19 protein-coding genes and 2 pseudogenes are annotated in these 16268 nt (G+C 65.5%); 5 read left to right on the top strand and 16 right to left on the bottom strand.

The annotated features are described in order from the left end of the window. Positions 1–10: 10 nt before the first annotated feature. The 3 genes from DVW87_RS16565 to DVW87_RS16555 all read right to left on the bottom strand — a co-directional run bounded on the left by DVW87_RS16565 (position 11) and on the right by DVW87_RS16555 (position 4367). Complete coding sequence (locus tag DVW87_RS16565) at positions 11–2680, bottom strand: DNA cytosine methyltransferase (RefSeq protein WP_181814880.1); 2670 nt, start codon at positions 2678–2680, stop codon at positions 11–13. 74 nt (positions 2681–2754) lie between these two features. Further along, complete coding sequence (locus tag DVW87_RS16560; protein WP_114688921.1) at positions 2755–3768, bottom strand: deazapurine DNA modification protein DpdA family protein; 1014 nt, start codon at positions 3766–3768, stop codon at positions 2755–2757. After that, the gene (locus DVW87_RS16555) at positions 3765–4367 is read right to left on the bottom strand and encodes a DUF7007 domain-containing protein (RefSeq protein WP_114688920.1); all 603 of its coding nucleotides are present in this window, start codon (positions 4365–4367) and stop codon (positions 3765–3767) included. Before DVW87_RS16555 ends, DVW87_RS16560 begins: the two co-directional genes overlap by 4 nt. A 107-nt stretch (positions 4368–4474) precedes the next feature. On the opposite strand from DVW87_RS16555, the gene DVW87_RS16550 reads away from it, so the two are divergent. Beyond that, complete coding sequence (locus DVW87_RS16550; RefSeq protein ID WP_064311166.1) at positions 4475–4972, top strand: hypothetical protein; 498 nt, start codon at positions 4475–4477, stop codon at positions 4970–4972. Positions 4973–5133: 161 nt separating this feature from the next. Continuing rightward, the gene (locus DVW87_RS16545) at positions 5134–5829 is read left to right on the top strand and encodes a hypothetical protein (protein WP_114688918.1); all 696 of its coding nucleotides are present in this window, start codon (positions 5134–5136) and stop codon (positions 5827–5829) included. 23 nt (positions 5830–5852) lie between these two features. On the opposite strand, the gene DVW87_RS16540 is transcribed toward DVW87_RS16545, so the two are convergent. The 12 genes and pseudogenes from DVW87_RS16540 to DVW87_RS16485 all read right to left on the bottom strand — a co-directional run bounded on the left by DVW87_RS16540 (position 5853) and on the right by DVW87_RS16485 (position 12403). Continuing rightward, positions 5853–6518, bottom strand: a complete 666-nt coding sequence (locus tag DVW87_RS16540) for a hypothetical protein (RefSeq protein WP_064311168.1) — start codon at positions 6516–6518, stop codon at positions 5853–5855. A 6-nt stretch (positions 6519–6524) separates the two neighbouring features. Next, positions 6525–7652: a hypothetical protein gene (locus DVW87_RS17870; RefSeq protein WP_147276295.1), complete on the bottom strand. Its 1128-nt coding sequence runs from the start codon at positions 7650–7652 to the stop codon at positions 6525–6527. Beyond that, positions 7649–8182: a thermonuclease family protein gene (locus DVW87_RS16530; protein ID WP_239017973.1), complete on the bottom strand. Its 534-nt coding sequence runs from the start codon at positions 8180–8182 to the stop codon at positions 7649–7651. The genes DVW87_RS17870 and DVW87_RS16530 overlap by 4 nt, the downstream gene beginning before the upstream one ends. Beyond that, entirely contained in the window at positions 8173–8376 is a 204-nt protein-coding gene (locus DVW87_RS16525) for a hypothetical protein (protein ID WP_064311170.1), read from the bottom strand. Before DVW87_RS16525 ends, DVW87_RS16530 begins: the two co-directional genes overlap by 10 nt. A gap of 40 nt (positions 8377–8416) precedes the next feature. Further along, complete coding sequence (locus DVW87_RS16520; protein WP_114688915.1) at positions 8417–9028, bottom strand: DUF6927 domain-containing protein; 612 nt, start codon at positions 9026–9028, stop codon at positions 8417–8419. A gap of 23 nt (positions 9029–9051) precedes the next feature. Then, a complete protein-coding gene (locus DVW87_RS16515) occupies positions 9052–9369 on the bottom strand; it encodes a DUF5983 family protein (RefSeq protein WP_232318411.1) in 318 nt (105 codons plus the stop codon). Continuing rightward, a pseudogene (locus DVW87_RS16510) lies at positions 9366–9647 on the bottom strand (zincin-like metallopeptidase domain-containing protein); the annotation flags it as partial. The gene DVW87_RS16515 and the pseudogene DVW87_RS16510, both read right to left, overlap by 4 nt. Continuing rightward, positions 9638–10363, bottom strand: a pseudogene (locus DVW87_RS16505) (conjugal transfer protein TraB); the annotation flags it as partial. The pseudogenes DVW87_RS16510 and DVW87_RS16505, both read right to left, overlap by 10 nt. A 3-nt stretch (positions 10364–10366) precedes the next feature. Further along, the gene (locus DVW87_RS16500; RefSeq protein ID WP_114688914.1) at positions 10367–11170 is read right to left on the bottom strand and encodes a type-F conjugative transfer system secretin TraK; all 804 of its coding nucleotides are present in this window, start codon (positions 11168–11170) and stop codon (positions 10367–10369) included. After that, positions 11167–11733 carry a type IV conjugative transfer system protein TraE gene (locus tag DVW87_RS16495; RefSeq protein WP_114688913.1) on the bottom strand — a complete coding sequence of 189 codons (567 nt, stop codon included), beginning with the start codon at positions 11731–11733 and terminating at the stop codon, positions 11167–11169. Before DVW87_RS16495 ends, DVW87_RS16500 begins: the two co-directional genes overlap by 4 nt. Before the next feature lies 1 nt (position 11734). After that, positions 11735–12025 (bottom strand): type IV conjugative transfer system protein TraL, encoded by a 291-nt coding sequence (traL, locus tag DVW87_RS16490; RefSeq protein WP_064311467.1) that lies wholly within the window; start codon positions 12023–12025, stop codon positions 11735–11737. Positions 12026–12082: 57 nt separating this feature from the next. Next, complete coding sequence (locus DVW87_RS16485; RefSeq protein ID WP_114688912.1) at positions 12083–12403, bottom strand: TrbC/VirB2 family protein; 321 nt, start codon at positions 12401–12403, stop codon at positions 12083–12085. Positions 12404–12754: 351 nt separating this feature from the next. On the opposite strand from DVW87_RS16485, the gene DVW87_RS16480 reads away from it, so the two are divergent. Beyond that, positions 12755–13204 carry a hypothetical protein gene (locus tag DVW87_RS16480; RefSeq protein ID WP_114688911.1) on the top strand — a complete coding sequence of 150 codons (450 nt, stop codon included), beginning with the start codon at positions 12755–12757 and terminating at the stop codon, positions 13202–13204. A 78-nt stretch (positions 13205–13282) separates the two neighbouring features. Further along, positions 13283–13837: an XRE family transcriptional regulator gene (locus DVW87_RS16475; RefSeq protein WP_239017972.1), complete on the top strand. Its 555-nt coding sequence runs from the start codon at positions 13283–13285 to the stop codon at positions 13835–13837. Between the two features lie 13 nt (positions 13838–13850). Here the strand turns inward: DVW87_RS16475 and DVW87_RS16470 are convergent, their stop codons facing one another. Then, a complete protein-coding gene (locus tag DVW87_RS16470; protein WP_239017971.1) occupies positions 13851–14981 on the bottom strand; it encodes a lytic transglycosylase domain-containing protein in 1131 nt (376 codons plus the stop codon). Here DVW87_RS16470 and DVW87_RS16465 point away from each other — a divergent pair. Next, entirely contained in the window at positions 14971–16266 is a 1296-nt protein-coding gene (locus DVW87_RS16465) for a hypothetical protein (protein WP_114688909.1), read from the top strand. The genes DVW87_RS16470 and DVW87_RS16465 overlap by 11 nt on opposite strands. Positions 16267–16268 lie beyond the last annotated feature (2 nt).

Raw genomic sequence — 16268 nt, 5'->3', positions numbered from 1 at the left:
GATGTCGGGGTTACGGGCGGCGGTTGAGCCGTCGTTCCTGGCGTCGGGCCTCGTGCCGGAGCGGGCGTCGACGGCCAATGCGGCGGGTGCGTCGTTCGCGGCGCGCATCGCGGGCGTCGTGCTGATCGTCGGCATGGGGGCGCTCCGGGCTCTGTTCGATCACATGATCGATCAAGCACGCGCCCCCTCCCCTTTCCGTTGGGGCGTCGAGCGCCAGGATGTCTCCCAGCGTCGGTGTGGGCGTGCGAAGCGGACGTCGGCCGAAGCGGATGCCGTGGTTGGTCGCGTACTTGCTGACCGAGCACGCCTTGCGGTCGAGGGCGGCGGCAAGATCGGCGATCGCGATGCTGTGGCGGAACGCGAGATCGAGCGCCCGGGTCTCGTCGGCGCTGAACGGGCGGATATAGCCGTGGACGAGCCCGAGCAGGTTGGCTCGGCTGAACATGGCAGCCTTGGTGCGGCCGAGCTGCGCCGCAAGCGCGTCGTTCGGCATCTTGCCATAGCGCTCCCGCAGGAGCGCCTCCTGGGCCTCGGTCCAGTCCGGACCCATGCGCCAACCGTTCCGATTGGCGTGGGTGCCGCGCAGCCCGAGATATTCGGCGCGCCAGCGAAGCGAACAGGCGGTACGGCCGAGCCTCGCGCGCAGCGGCGTCAGGCTGGCGGCCGCCTCGTAGGCGTGGCGCAACAGCGCATCCTCGTCCGGCGTCCACGCGCGGCCCCAGCCACGACCGTAGCCGAGCTTGCGAATGATCTGCCCGAAGCCGGAGAGGGTTCGGGCGGGGAAGCCTTCCGCGGCCATCATCGCGATGATCTGGGTGTAGCGATAGCCCTCGGTCGCGAGGTCGAGCGCGCGCGCCATCTCGGCCTGCCCCCAGTCCGGTGGGTGGCTGGCGTGGGTGATGCCGAGCAGTCCGGCGCGTCCGGAGAGACCGCTCAGCGGTCTGCCGATCAGTGCGGCGAGCTGGAGAAGCGGGACGCTGCGGGCGTAGCCGGCGCGCAGTTGAGCGTCCTCCCACTCCGTCCATTCCGGGGGGTTGCCTTCGGTCAGCTCGAGACAACCAGCGCGCGCGTAGATCGCGCTGCACGATCGGCCGAAGTCGAGCGCGAGGGTGGCGGTCGGGCCTGAGCCGACCCACATATTACCGGTGACGACGCCGGCAGGCTTCGACCACTCGCGAATCCCGCATTGGACGCTCGACGGATGTCCGTCGATCCGGGGGTCGGCGACGCAGTGCGCGCCGCTCGTCGGCTTGGGATTGCCCGTAAGGACGCCGCTCGCGGCCGACCAGGCATGAACCCCGAGAACATGGCGGTGGGTGTCCGGCCCGTAAGCCGGGCGAGGGTCCGCGATCGAGAAGGTGCCGTTGGTCGGCCCGCTCTTGCCCTGAACGACGCCGGTCGGCATCGACCAGGAGAGGACGCCGAGGGTACAGTCCCGCTTCTCGCCATAGCGCGGATCGGCGACACTGAGCGCGCCACCCGCGACGTGGACCGCGCCGCTGACGACGCGGGTCGACTGATCGAACGACGTCACCGACAGGAGGTTGGTGTGCGTGGCGGGGCCGTAGCCCGGACGCGGGTCGGCGATGGCATAGCTGCCGTTGGTCGGTCCCCCTCGGCTGCTGATCGTTCCGACGTGGCCGATCCAGCTGTTCACGCCGAGGAAGCCCGAACCTTCGCGCGTCGTGAACGGCCGGGGGTCCGCGACCGAGAAGCGGCCCTGCCCTGGAGCGCGCGCGCTGGTCACAAGCGGGCCGCGGTCCTCCCAGCGACAGACGCCATAGGCGTTCTCGCGCATGTCGGGCTCGGGGACGATGCCGTAATCGGCGAGCACGCCGTTCTCGACGCGAAGCCGGTTGAGCGACCGCCAGTCGGAGCCGGCCTCGACGAAGGCAAGGCGCACCCAGGTCTTCCACTGCAGCGCGGGAACGCGGTGCATCGAGCCTGCGCGGGGGTCGCCCGGGAGGGGCAGCTCCCCGATCACCTCGCCGACGCCGCGCAGCGGGTATAGCCGGGGTTGGTAGATGAAGGGTGGCACCTTGTCGGGATGCCGCGCGATGAGGAGGAAGCGTTTGCGGCTCTGCGCAAGGTTGCCGATCAGGCCGCAGTCGTGAACATCCTCGTTCACGCTGTAGCCGTAGGCGTGGAGCAGGGCGACGATCTGGTCAAGGAGCCAGCGCCCGCGTGTGGCGATCCGGGGCACGTTCTCGAACAGCAGGATCGGGATCGGGTCGTCCTTGTACGCCTCGAGCGTGAGCCACATGCCCCGCAGGGTCAGTGCGTTCAGCGCCTGGTACTTGGCGGTGAGGCTGGCCGCTTGGGACAGGAGGGAGCTGAACCCCTTGCAGGGGTAGGATGCGAGACAGACGTCGACGTGGCCGAACACGCCGCGGACGTCGGCGGGGATCGCCTCCCGCCAGTCTGCGCCGGGCTCGCGGCCGTGAAAGGCGCGGTACTGCTCCCGGTTGAACAGGTCCATGACCGTGCCCTTGACCCCGGTCAGGCGCTCGAAGTTGCGGATCGCCCCGGGATCGACGTCGATGCCGCCGGCGCACTCGAAGCGCGCGCGAAGATGGCCGACGCGCGGCTGCGCGCCGTTGAAGCCGCGGGCGCCGGAGCCGATGCCGCAAGCCATGTGCGCGTGCCGGAATACGCGCTCGGTGACGGGAGAGAAGTGCATGGGGGTCTCCTTGGGGTCCGGCGCGGGCTCTTCGCCGCTTGCTCGGCCGCCCTCCCCCCTCCCCCTCGCCTCGCTCAGGCCGCCAACCGGCGGTCCCGATAGAGATCGGCCGCCCATTGCTCGACCCAGGCTTCCGTGACCTCGTCGTGCTCGAGGTCCCCGCTCTCGATCAGCGCGCGGATCTCCGCCCGAGCCGCAACGATGGCGGCCTCCCAAGGACCGCTTGTCGCTTGCACGTCGAGCGACGGTGCGACGAGGGGGAGCCGTTTCGCAGGCTCGCGGAGGCGCGCGAGCTGGGTGCGGGTCCAGCGCTCCAGATGGGTCGCGACGAGCGCATCGCTCTTGGAGACCCGCCGACGCCGCGCGTCGTGACGGGCGGCGATGCCGTAGGCCTGGGAGTCGATCGAGGCGAGCCGGTGCGCAAAGGGTGTCAGATACGGAAGCGCGGAGCCCTTCACGCCGAAGGCGTGCAGCCGGATCGTTGCCGGTAGATGCCGGTCGAGATGCTCGATCACGGCAACGAGGCCCTCCGGTCCGCTGATCTCACGCCGGCACATGCTCCCGACCCCGATCACCGTGTTGGGGACGAGCGACCAGCTCAGCGCGTCCGCGCAGCGGATGTAATCCTCGGGGCGACGGCCCTGGATCACCGGCATGAAGCGGTCGATGATGCCGAGGTCGAGCGCGCGATCGCGGCAGTCGCGGTTCGCCCGGATGGTGCGCGACATGCGGTCGAGGACGGCCTCGCGGTCGCCGGCGAGCTCGGGTTCGACGCACCAATCGATACTGGCGAAACGGCGGAATGGATAGGAAGCCGCGAGCGCCATGTATTGATCGACGGTCCACGGCATCCCGCCATACCGGACGGCGCAGACATAGCCCCCACTGTCGAGGTCTAGGCTCGGCAGTCCGTGCGCGTTGCGGAGCATCTTCGTCTGGAAGCCCTGCCAATCGGGCCAGCCCCGCGCGCGGGACCAGCGGGACAGGCAGTTCGCGGAGATGAGCACCGGCTGCTGAAGCAGGCGCGCATGCTGCAGGATTGGCCCCTCGTTGAGATGCGGGAGCCCGACGACGATCTCGATCGTCATGGGAGCGGTTCGACGTCGAGCGCGGCGAATGCGTTGGGGCTCTTGCCGCTGTCGTAGCGATCGGCTGCTACGAGACCGCGATGCTCCGGACCTTCGTAGGTCGGCCATCCGAGATAATCGACGGAGGCGACCTTGCGGCCGACCACGCCGACTTTACCCTCCGGCACCCATTCCGCCCATGAGCCGGATGCCGAAGTGACGACGACGCTACCGATCAAGGCCTCGTAGGCGGCGCGCCTGCGCATGACGTGGCTGTCCCGCGGTTCGATGGCCGTGCCGGTGAAGGCAGCATAGGCATCCGGCCGCCAGTTGCGGGCGATGTCATGGGCAAGCTGGAGCATGGTGCTCGTGCCGACCGCGGCGGCGTTGGCAAACTCCGCCTCGAACGCGAGAACCGGGAGCGACCAGAGCACGTCTTCCTCATACTGCGGGGCGTCGTGCCGGAGTGCGTCGGGCATCGCGGCTTGCCGATCGTCGGAGAGGACCAGCCCCCCATGCGTTGAGGTCTCGACGCGCCAGATACCGGGCAGGACCTGCTCGGCGGTCTCGATGACGCCCCAGAGGCTCTCGCGTGGCTGTGGTGACGTGGCGAACGGCATCTCTGCTCTCCCTTCCAGGTTCACAGCCGCCCTCCCCCCTCTCCTCTGTCGGATCGCTTGACGGTCGGAGGTGTTCACGTTATGTTCTGCGCGCCAGGAGATCCGCCATGGGTAAGTTGAAGGCTACGCGTTTCCACGACCGCTTCGATCTCGACGTGACGCTGCGCGATGCGTCGTGCGACGAGCATCTGACGCCGACGCAGCGGATGATCGCGGGTGCGTCGATCGGTAAGCCGGTGGAGGACGCCTATTATTCGGTGCGCGAGCTGCGGGAGGCGGCCGTCTGGGTGCATGAGGGCGATCCCGACGGCAAGCCGCGCCTGGCGAGCATCCTCAGCAACGACGGGACCGACGATTACCAGCGGTGCATCTACTACTGCCTCGCGGGCCGCGGGGTGGTCGCGATGCTGGACGATCTCATGTGGCTCGAGGACCTGCTGGAGGCGCGAGGCATTGTCGCCGGCAAGCTGATGCGCGCCAAGGTGCGGCAGATGCCAACCACGGATCCTTACGTGTCGGCCGAGCCGGACGGCCCGGTCGGGGTCGTGTCGGACGATTTCAGGCAGGGTCCGTCGTGGTGGATGGATCCGACGCTGGCGGAGTGACCTGCGCCTCGAGCGCCGGCAGGTCTTCGGTTCTGTTCGGTGATGTGGGGCGGTGAAGACGTGTTGCCGGCTACTGCGCAGCGGGCATTCTGTCCAAGCCCTTTCCGCCTGACGAGCCAACTTCATGCTGCTATGCCGAGGGTCAGAGAATTGGGGGTAGCATGAAACACAGTCTTGTCGTCGTCCTGGCGACCATCAGCTTTTCGACGCCAGCGATCGCTGGAACGAAGCTCTGGGGCGACTTCGAGTCCGGGATGACGCCGCAGCAGGTGGTTGAGGTGGCCGCCAAAATCCCAGGTGTCAGCGGCGCCAAGATCAAGCAGAAGAAGGACCGCGTTGAGGTCGATGTTAGCCACGGGATGTATTCCAAGTTTGAGGTGGCCGGTAAAAAGAGCAGGCTTAGCTTCACCTTCCGCAACGAGAAGCTGTTTGCGGTAAATATTTCGCCTGAACCCTATGAATTCGGAACGCCGGGCTGTATTCAGGGCGGGGTGCAAGCGTTCCGCTATTATGACCAGCTCTTGCAGACGAAGTATCAGCGGAATTATGATCCGACACCGAATATCGATGACTCTCAGATCGATGTGATGATTGCACGTGCGAACCTCGCGTCATTGAGCAAGGAGCGGTATAATGTGCCGGTGGACAGCATGGCGGCTGGCTACACCGATGGTAAGGTGCAGATCATCAATCGAGTACGCTTCGCCTTCCTCACGGTCGGCTTGTGTGGTCGCCAAGGAAATCTACGCGGATCCACTACGCTCAGTTATATGGACAAAAGTGATTTCGAGGCGGCGGCCAAGCAGAACCAAAGCAACCGTGACCAGGCGGTGACTAACTTAGGCAAGGACTTGTAGGCAGCCGCAGAACGACGTGACGCCTAGGGCTCTTCCTTGCGCCCATCCATGTCATAGAGCATCGCATCGTCACGGCCCGTCATCATGCCATATGCGAGGGAGGTCGTGTTGATCGTCGCCAGGCTGTTCTCGACGACCATCGTCGTAACGTGGAGACAGTCGACGTAGCGAAGGGTGGGCTCGATTTTGTTCTCCCTCATATAACGGACCACGAAGTCAGGCGACCAGACCGCCCCGCCGCTCTGCTGTCCGACTAAAACGTCATTGGTCTGAAGGGAGTGAGATGCGCCGCCCTCGCCATTCTGGAAAATGCTTTCCCGGATCATTTTCCCATTGATGAATTGACACGAGTAGCCGCCTCGAACGGCATCATCACCGATCCCGATCGCCGGATCGGTATAGCGGGCTTTGATGTACCGACTGGCAAAGACCGTAGGGGGCTCGATGTCGCCGACCTGGACTAGGGTCGACGCGCTTAGGCAATCCCACCGGCCTTTGCTGGGCCAGCATCGCTCAGCCTGTTCATTGGCAAACTTCTCGCTCGGCGACGCCTCCAGCCATCCCCAGCTCCCATCAGGGAGCTTCCTCCAAGGACGTTTGGGTGCCTGTTCAACAGCGTTCTTTTGGGAATCGTCGGAGGCCGCCTGACAACCGGCAACTGCCAGCGCCGCAATGACGAGAAGTCTCATTCGAACCTACTGCTTATTGGGGAGACGGAAGGTCACTTCCTGCGACGATCCCGACAAATCCTGCCCGGTGTCGGTAATCGTCCGCCCGGTAGAACTGAAGGAGGAAACCTTCAGACCGCACAGGTTTCCGTAGGCCGAGCTGGAATATGACTTGCTCACTCCGTTGTCAGTGAAGCGCCACTTTCCGCTGTTCGTGGCAAACTCCCTCGGTTTGACAAGAGCTACCCAAAAGGCACGGTAGAACTCGCCTTCATCGGCCGATCGGCATGATGGCAGCACCGTCGCCATAAAGTTTGCAAAGCCGGAGCCTTGGTAATCGGCAGGGTTGTCGGACAGGATCGGAAAACGACCCGAAAACGAGATTGACTCGACCTTGTCTTCGACGACCGACGCGCTGATCCCCACAACATCCAGAGGTGGTGACGTGTCTCTAAACCCGAAATCCTTCACGTATGATCGAGAATCCGTATGCGGAAGAACGATCTGAAGAGTGAGGTTCCGGCGCCGGGTTTTCTCCGGATCGAAGCTCGCTTGGCTGCTCCAATCGTAAAACGGAATGTCGGCCGCGGTCGTCATGAAAAGGTTTGCAGCTAGATAGGAGATACAGGCAGCTGGGCTTTGTCCTAGACACCCTTCGCCGTTGGTCGCCTTACTCTCATCGATCAGTGCCTTTTCGACGAACGTTGCCTTGGCGGAGATCGAGCGGTCTCCCTCTTGGCGCATCTCGACAAGAACGCTCTTCTGCGCCTGAACGCCAGCGTTGAGCGTGAACGAGTGTTGGGTTTGTGGATAGGTGATAGGCGAGCAATAGGGATAGAACCCGTTGGGCCGGAACGTCAGAGCGGCCTCGCAGTAAGCCGCTGGCGACTTGCTTTCTAAGGAGATTCGAAGCTGCTCTACACGTCGCTCTTCTTTGCTCGGCTTCCGGTCCCGCGCCGCAGCGGTCCCAACTGAAACCGCGCAAATCATCAACCCCGTTACAAATGCCCGCATCGCTTCCCCCTTTGATGCAGGTCTTACCAGCCTTCCTCCGGATCGGAAGAGCGGCGGTTCGAACAATGCGCCGCTAAGCCAAGCGCGACGGCGCGCCCGGGCGCCGTGCCTGATCTGGCTGAGGATGTCGGCGAGAGTCATCGCTCGCACTCCAGTCGTTCGCCGCGCCGCCACTTCGCGGGATCGAGCCAGGTTCCGGCATGGACACCGACATGGCCGCGCTCGGCCGCATCGTAGGCGGCCGCATAGGATGAGGCCCGCTCGGGGTCGTGGCGGAGGTACTTCAACGCGGGGATTGCCAGACCGGCGCGGATCATGGACTCGCCAAGATCTTTGCCGTCGACCGTGACGGTGGCGACGGGGCGCCCGTAGGTCTCGTCGGGGGTCAGTGTGAACGCGGCCGAGGCGTTGCGGACCTGCCGGGCGGCAAGGTCCTGCGCGGCTTTCCCGCACGCCCAGCACGCGCCGTCGCGCTGGCAGAGCTGCTTGCGCTCGAAAGCATCGACCCCGAGCAGGCGGAAGTCGACGCTCACCGTGTCGCCATCCAGCGCCCGCGCTTCGGCCTCGAACCGGGGCGCCCGCTGGTCGGCATCGCCACGGGCCGCACCGCGGCTGTCCGCTGCGCCGCACGACGCCAGCATCCCAAGCAGGAGAAGCGGGGTCAGGCGCACAGGACCATCTCCACCTCGTCGCTCCGGGTCGGCACCTCGACGGCGCGATAGGGCTGGAGCGGATGGCCGGTCCGCACGACGCAGGCACGGCGGTTCTGATCGAAGATCTGCGCGGCGACGCGAGCGGCGTTCTCGCGGCTGCAGAGCAGCAGGCGCTTGGTCGAGAAGATCGGTAGCGAAGCGAGCTGGGTCATGGCGGGTCTCATAGCCGGGGGTTGTCGCAGATGGTGAGCGTCAGGCGAAGATCGTCTTGTGGACCTTGGTCTGGGGCACGACGGTCCACGCGCGTTCCATGAAGCCGCTGATGCGATAGCCAAGACGGCTCGTCGGATCGCGGAGCACGACCCGGCGGCCGCGCTTCTCGACGATGAACTCGTCGCCCTCATGGCCGTCGGTGAACTTCATCGGCGAGGCCAGCTTGATCCGGTCCCCATCCTGGAGCTTGCGCGACCGGCGCTGCAGGTTGGCGAGGCAGCGTTTGCGCCAGTCGAGAGCATGTTCGTTCTGGGTCGGTGTGAGCAGCTTGAGGATCGCCTCGGGGCACGATGCCTCGTTCGGACCCATCGTCTCGTCCATGTCATTGTAGCCGAAGATCATCCCCTCCTTGTCGTTGAGGTTCCAGCGGACAAGGCAGACGATCGCGAAGATTTCTCCGCCGATGCCGTTCGCGAGGACCTGCGCAGCGGCGTAGTAGACGCGGTTGCCTGGGCAGGACGAGGCAATCACCTTCAGCCCCTGGGTCGAGCCGTCGTCCTGGTCGCGGGTGTAGGTGAACTGGTCGTCGAGATAGGCCGTCGGCGAGGCGTGCCCGGCCATCGAGCAACGCGGCATGTATAACCATCCCATGTCGGGTCTCCTGCAGGATCGGATTACCAGTCGTGCGTCGGGAGCGCGGCGATGGGCTCGCAGTCCCGGTCGAGTTGCAGCCAATCGGCGCCCGCGGCCTCGGCCGCATCGAGGCAGGCGCGCAGGGTGTCGGGCATCCGGTCGCGGCCGTCCGACCCGACCAAGATCCACCAGCCATAGTCGCGCCAGCGCTCGGCGACGATGAGGCTGTGCCAGGTCGCGTCGCCTCCGGCGATCGGCACGATGCCGGCAACCACGGCGTCCAGCTGGCGGGCGACATCGGCGGAAAGGTGGGCGGTCGACAGACACGCGAGCCGCTGGATCTCGATCGTGTCCATCATGCCGCCTCCAGAAGAGCCGGCACCTCGAGGTCTTCGGCCTCGTCGGTCACGATCGCGGCAGGCTCGCCGAAGGCGCGGAGATAGTTGTAGGCCTGTTCCGCCTTCGAGGCCGCGTGGATGATGGCGGTCTTGTCGGCCCGGAGGATGCCGAGCCAGTGCGCGACGTAGCTGGCGTGATTGTCGTGAAGCTCGTTGGGGAGCCCGATCTCGGCGCATGCGAGGCCAGCACCGATCTCCGCGACAAGCTCCTCGAAGGCGTAAGCCTTGTCGCCGAGGCGAAGCTGTTGGGCGGCAGGTAATTCGGGCTGTCGGTATAGACCGTGTTGCCCTTGGCGACCTTCGACGCGGTGCCGGTGTCGGTGGTCGAGAAGCTGACCATCTTGACCTCGGCCGGGCGGCCGACCGGCGCCGCGCCATCGCCCCCGGCACCCGACCCGTCCGGCCGCTGATAGGCCTGCGGACCCCGGGGGCCGTACATCGCGGCAGGCCCGGGGGCAGGCGCCACGGCCGCGGGACGATCGTTGATCTGCTTGCGGAGCTGCTCGTTCTCCGCCTGGTAGGCCGAGAGGACGCGCTGCCCGTCCGCCTGCATCGCCTGGTTCTGGCCCTTCAGCGCCTCGATCTGCGCGGCGAGGTTGTCCACGCGCGCGGTTTGGCCGTTGACCGACTTCAGCTGGTTTTCCGTCGACTGGAAGCGGTTCTCGGAGAGCGCCATCCACTCCTGCTGAGACAGGTTGCGGTTGACCATGTCCTTGGTCGAGACCTCGACCTTCTCCGCGCCCTCGGTGTCGGCGACCTTCTTCCCGTCGTCGCCGCTGAAGATCCACATGGAGGAGACGACCAGCCCGACGCCGGCCACGCCGGCGAGGAGCATGCGCTGCTTGCGCCGCACCGCCTCGTTGCCGGCGAGCTCACCGCCAACCGGAGAGACCCCCTCCCCTTCCGGCTCGTCGAGAGGCTTGCGGGAGCGCTTGAAAATGTCGGCGAAGGCCATGGCTTACCTCACATTCTGGGAGACGAGGTAGGCCGTCGTGACCTTCCCCGGGGCGAGCTTGGGCTCGGCGATGGAGACGGCGAGCGCGCTGGCGGGAGCCACCGTGCGCTCGGTGAGCTCGGTCGGAGCGTCGCCCGTATTCTCGATGCGCAGCACCTTCCCGGTCAGGTCCTGACCGCGATATTCGGCGATCATCTGGACCTTGAGCTTGCCGACATAGACCGGCTTGAGCGCGCGCTGGCGCATCTCGTAGCCGTCGGCGACGCTGTTCGAATACATCGCCTGCACCAGCTCGACCGCCGCGTCCTGCGGCCCGGCCGCAACCTGCTGCGGAGCGGCTTCCGCAGCCTTCTCCTTGGCGATCGCCGGATTCGACACGAACACCTGCGCCGCCGCGTCGCCCGAGATCCGGCACATGAACTTGTAGACGTAGCCCCGCTTGGTTGTGCCGAAGAACGACAGCGCCTGCCGGCCGTAGCCCTCGGGGACGCTCAGGTAGATGTCGCCGCGCACCGGTTCGTTGACGACCGAGAAGTCGTCCTGCGGGTTGCCGGTCGAGATCTTCGACACGCTCGCGAACTCGTCCTCGACGAGGCTGATGCGCGTCAGGTCCTTCGCGGACGCCTGGCAGTCGACCTGTGCGTTGTCGGCCGCCATGATCGTCTGATCGGCCCAGGCGGGCTGCGCGAAGAAGAGGATCGCGAGCGTGAACAGGCAGGCGCCGATCATTCTGCTCAGGATGCAGCTGATCCGGGACATCAGGACGGTACCAACCGCCGCGCTGCCGACGGCGTAAATAGCGGTCATTGGTCTAGCTCCTTGCCCGTGCGGACCATTCCGAAGCCGACGAGACGGAGAGACAGACCCTCGTACTCCCAGTCGTACCGGAAGGTGCGGCGCTCGTTCGAGATCACCTTGTTGCCGACGATGGTGTGCAACTCGCCCGTCACCTCGGAGCGGAGGTTCTTGGGGTCGATCGCCATCGACTGGATCGTGAAGAACTGCGCGATGGACGACCCGCGCTGCTCGTTGACGATCTTCAGCAGGTCGCCCTTGATCTTGCCTTGCGCGCGGGGCGAGGTGATCGCGAGGACCTGGTTCATCCAGTATTCGAGGTTCTGCGGGCTGCGATCGAGCGTCAGGACGACGACGTCGCGCGTGATCATCTCGAGATACTGGCGCGAGACACCTGCGCTGCTGACCGTCACCGGCGACTGCAACACTGGTTGCAGCACGACCTCGCGGTCGCGTGAGATGCCGAGGGTAAGGAGGAGCGCCGCCAGCCCGGCGAGCGCGGCCGCGACAACCACCAGGAGGTTGCGCTGCTTGAGGACGCGCTGGTTCTGCGCGTGGCTGTACGAGAGATCCATGTTACCCCGCCATCAATCGAAGGTATGAGGGCGGCGTGGCTCTCAGGCCGGTGAAACCGGCCGGCAGATGCCAATAGGCCAGGTGAAGCAGCCAAGACGCGGCACGACCAGCTTTCGCTTTCTTCAATCCCCACCAGCCCGCGAACGCCGCGATGATGCCGATGACGATGTGCTGGGTCATGATCCCCCAGACGAACGGCAGAACCATCGCCAGGAACTCATCCAACGTCCACAGCCCGATCAACTCAGGATCGTCGAGATGAGATGGGATCGCGTACTTGTCTGCTGCCATTGCGCCGCCCTCCCCGCGACGCGACCAGGGCTGCCACCCTGACCGCGCGTGGATGCGTCAGATCGTCGCCGTCACCGTCGAGGTGACGATCGGAATGCCGGTCCCGGCACCGACGCCGACGCCGACCGGGATCGCGATCTGGCCCATGGAGAAGCGGCCCGAGGCCAGCGCCACGATGCCGCCCGCGAGCGACAGCACGGTGATGATCTTGCCGCCCGACCCCTCGAGAAAGTCCGTGAACTTCGTAAGCGCGGTATCGAACGTGGTGTCGGCGCCGGCGAAGGCCGGGCCGGCAAAATAGAAGAGCGCGAACGCCAGCATGGCGAGGGCGAAGATCGCCATCTCCATGTGACCGCTCCGCCTGAGCGAGTAATGCATGACGACTTTCCTTTCGAGTAGGGCGCGCCAACGTCGCGTCCGATTGAAAGGTGAGATCGCCGCGATCGGGCGGGCAATACGAAACAGCTTCTTCCGACAGACGTTCTTCACTTTACCGCACTGCACTCGTGATTTCGGCTCAACAACGGGACGGGCGTCTCAAGTTGCTGATGTCCTCGGCCGCGAGCGCGACGGGCGGTCGCTAATCCGCGTCTCCCTGTCCCTAATTTGAGACATTGCCGCACTTGGATTCGAGGCATAGCTTCCGCAGCGCCGGAGGTGATTCGGGGGTGTTGCTTACGGCAGCTGGTGCCGCTTGCGTGATGATGGCCATTATTGGGGGACGGGTGGATGACTGGGGTCGACACACCGCGCGTGCTCAGCGTGTCGACACACCTGTTCCGCCTGATGACCGAAGCGATACGCTTACGCTCAAACGAGGTGGGGAGATTCGTGTGCCTGACGTCAATCATCGCTGATCGTGCGGAGCTAGCGCGAAGCGGCTTCGAGCAGCACGATGCGACCACCCTCCGCGGGCATTTCGCGACGGTGCCAACAAACGGACCAGTGAATATCGAAGTCCAGGTGAGCCGCTCAGCCGCCATTTGCCTCGACGAAGCCGCTGAGCGGCTTGGCACTCAGCTTCGCTTCGTCGCCACCTTCGATGATGCCGTTTCAGCGACGCTGTTCGATTACCTCGTCGATAAGAAAGCGGCGGAGATCCTCGACGGTTTGGGTTTGCGCAAAGGTGCTCCTCACCGACAAGGATCGGCGCACGTCCAACCCGTTGCGCAGCCATAGTGGTCCCTTTTTGTTCTCTTTTCGCTTGCGTCGAGTCCGAGCCCCCGACTACCGTTCAGCGAATCGATCGGGGGTCGCATGGCATCCGCAGAACGGATGCGAGAGCCGGTCTGCGCTGCTGAGGCAGACGAGGGCTCTTGCGTCGGACAAAAGATTGGGACTGGGTACATCGGGCTGATCCAGCATGCGCTGGAGGTCAAGCAGATGCGCCTTCGCCAGCTTGAACTCAGGACCCGGATCAATCGGGCGCGGCTAGGCCGCATCCTGCACCGCGATGCGGCGAAGCGACACGCGATGACATTGGTCGAGTTCCGCACGCTGCTTCACGCCCTCGACATCGACCCCGTCCAAGCGATAATCGCGGCGGAGCTCATCCAAGACCCGGTGATCGCGAATGACGAGCGCTTCGCCAATCTCGCCGTCATGCTATCAACGCTTTTGAAGGGCCTGCCTCAGCGCCTCGTGGGCGCCCTCTGCGAGGTCGACGGGATGGACGGCTCGGAGATCAGGCAAGAGTGGGGTATCTACTTCCAGAGCGCCGTCGTAAATCGGATGGTGCAGGAAATCGGCGACATCATTGAGCGACGGTCACGGATGTCCAAGGACGCGGATCCTTTCGTGTTTGACCGGTAAAGAACGCTGAGCCTCAGAACACCGCCACGTTCGCGGTACGTGGTCGCTGCATAGGTGCAGCGGTAGCGACATCATAGCGGCGTCTTGTGTCTTGGCGTCCCGCAACGCCGCTGAGCCGTGACCAGTTCAACAGGATGTTCGACACGTAATCCTGCGTCTCAGTGATGCGCGGCACACGGCCGTTCTTTACTCTCCCCGGCCCCGCATTGTAGGCGGCGAGCGCGAGGTGATACTGACCGAACCTATCGAGCTGCTGGCGCAGGTAGCGCGCCCCGCCCCTGAGGTTCTGCTCGACGTCGTAGCGATTGACGCCGAGCCCCGCGGCCGTGTCGGGCATCAGCTGGGTCAACCCGAACGCGTTCTTGGGCGAGTAGATCGAGGCGTTATAGCGGCTCTCCCGGATGATCATCGCGTCGAAGAGGCCGACAGGGAGGCCGTACTCGCAAGCGACGTTCGACATTATGGTGAAGTAGACGCGGCGCCGGAACTCGCCATCGGGGCGCAGTAGCCCGCTCGGCCGGTAGTCCGTTGGGACGCATCCTGGCACGTAGGAATTCGCCGCTGCGGCGAACACCTGGCCCCCACGCATCCACAAGGGAACCGAGATGGCCGAGACGGGCGCGACGCTCACGGCAGAGGCGTAGGCCGGGACGCCAGGCTGTGCGACCCCGATCGGAGCGAAGGGATCCTCGTTCCCGATCGCGCCCGCCCCTGCCCCTGCCCCTGCCACCGCCGGTCGGGGCGCGAGGCTGTTCGCCATTTGGTAGGCGACCCACTGCCGGCTGAGATCGTGGACCCGGAACGCCTCGGGGAGCGCCGCGGCCTCGGGCGGCACGGCTGCAAGGGCAGCGGCCGGCGCCGGTCCGGAAGGTTCCTCTGGGGCCGCCTCCGGTGCGAGCGAGGGCGCGCCCGTCATGCTGATCAGCTGGACAGTCCGGACGGATCGGGCGGGCTGCGCCCCCGCCGCCGCGACGGTCGGCACCATCGAAATCAGTGCCGCTCCGGCAAGAAAATACGCTCGCATTTGGTCCTCCCGACCCCGTTCCTGACGAGTGAGATCGACGGATTCCCGGTTGTCAATCCCCCCGGCCTGGGTGAGACTGGCTTCAAATCGAGCCGTTGGACCGATCGAAATGTGGCTCATCGACCGCGACACGACCGGCGTCGGAGGACGTCGCATCCCCCTCCCCCCACCCCTGCGGGAGGCTTTGGTGCGCTGGTACGTCGGCGAAGGATCCCGCGGTGACGAGGAAGCCGGCATCACGCTCGTCCAGAACGCGCGCATCGGGGCGAAATGGATCGCATGCGACTGCCGCGCGGCCGAGGATGCCCCGCCGATCCTGACGCCGGCGTTCCTCTCGGAGGCGGAAACCTACTATCTACGGCGCCTCACCAGCACCAAGCGGCCCGAACATCGCGAGGAGTGCCCCTTCTTCCGCGACCAGGTGACGCATCGCATCACCGAGATCCGCTCGCGCGAGACACCGGCCGACCCTCCGTCAGGCTTCTTCGAGGTGTTGCGCCCTGCCCCGGAGAAGCTCGCTCAGAGGCCGGATGAGGCCGCCAGCGACGATCGGACCCGCCACGCGTCTGTACCGCGTCTGGCGCGGCTCCTGTGGCGGCTGATCGATGCTGCCGGCACCAACCGGATCCCTCCCTCGCAGCACGAACCTGAGCCCGCCTCGATCAAGCGCGAGTTCGAGGCTCTCGGCCGAGCCGCTGCCAAGATCGAGATCGCTCCCGGTATCCAGCTCGGCCGAGCGTTCTGGACACACGCCAACGCCCTGCACAGCCGGCGGGCCTATGCCATGCTGCGGCAGCTTGCGAAGAGCTGGCCGAGCGGTCACGCACCGCAGGGTTTCTTGGTGCTGTTCTCGCCGCACATCCGCGGTCACATCGTGGACGTTCCCGGCGCGGAGCCCATCCAGGTGGCGAACCGCGTCCAGTCGCCGTCCGTGCGCGGCAACCTCATCAAGGGACCGTTCCTGGTGATGATCGTCGCCGGCGAATATCCCGAGGCTCACGGCTATGCGCCGCTGCGCGCCTACGCCCAGCCCATCTTCTCCGGGCACCGCTTCATTCCGGTCGACTCCGAGTTCGAGCGATCGGTGCTGCGCGAGCTCTTCAAGGCGCGGCGCCAACTGGACAAGGCCGGCGTCGACCTCGCGATCGAGAAGCCCATCTTCGACCGGCTCACCTCTCAGGGCTCCTGCAGGCCGGACTTCCTCCTCGAGGCGCGCTCGCGCGTCACGGGAGAGATCAAGCAGCTCGTCGTGGAGGCCATGGGGTTCAGCGACGAGGAGTATCTGGCCTCGAAGACGACGACGCACCCCCGGATGCGGCTTCTCGGTCCCCTGCTGACGATCCAGCCCAGCGACGTCGAGGGCGACCGCGTCTGCGATCAGCTCGCTAGCGCGCTCGACATCTGACG

The sequence above is a fragment of the Sphingomonas aracearum genome (assembly GCF_003345355.1).
Taxonomy (GTDB): domain Bacteria; phylum Pseudomonadota; class Alphaproteobacteria; order Sphingomonadales; family Sphingomonadaceae; genus Sphingomonas; species Sphingomonas aracearum.
This window is presented reverse-complemented; position numbering and strand designations above follow the sequence as displayed.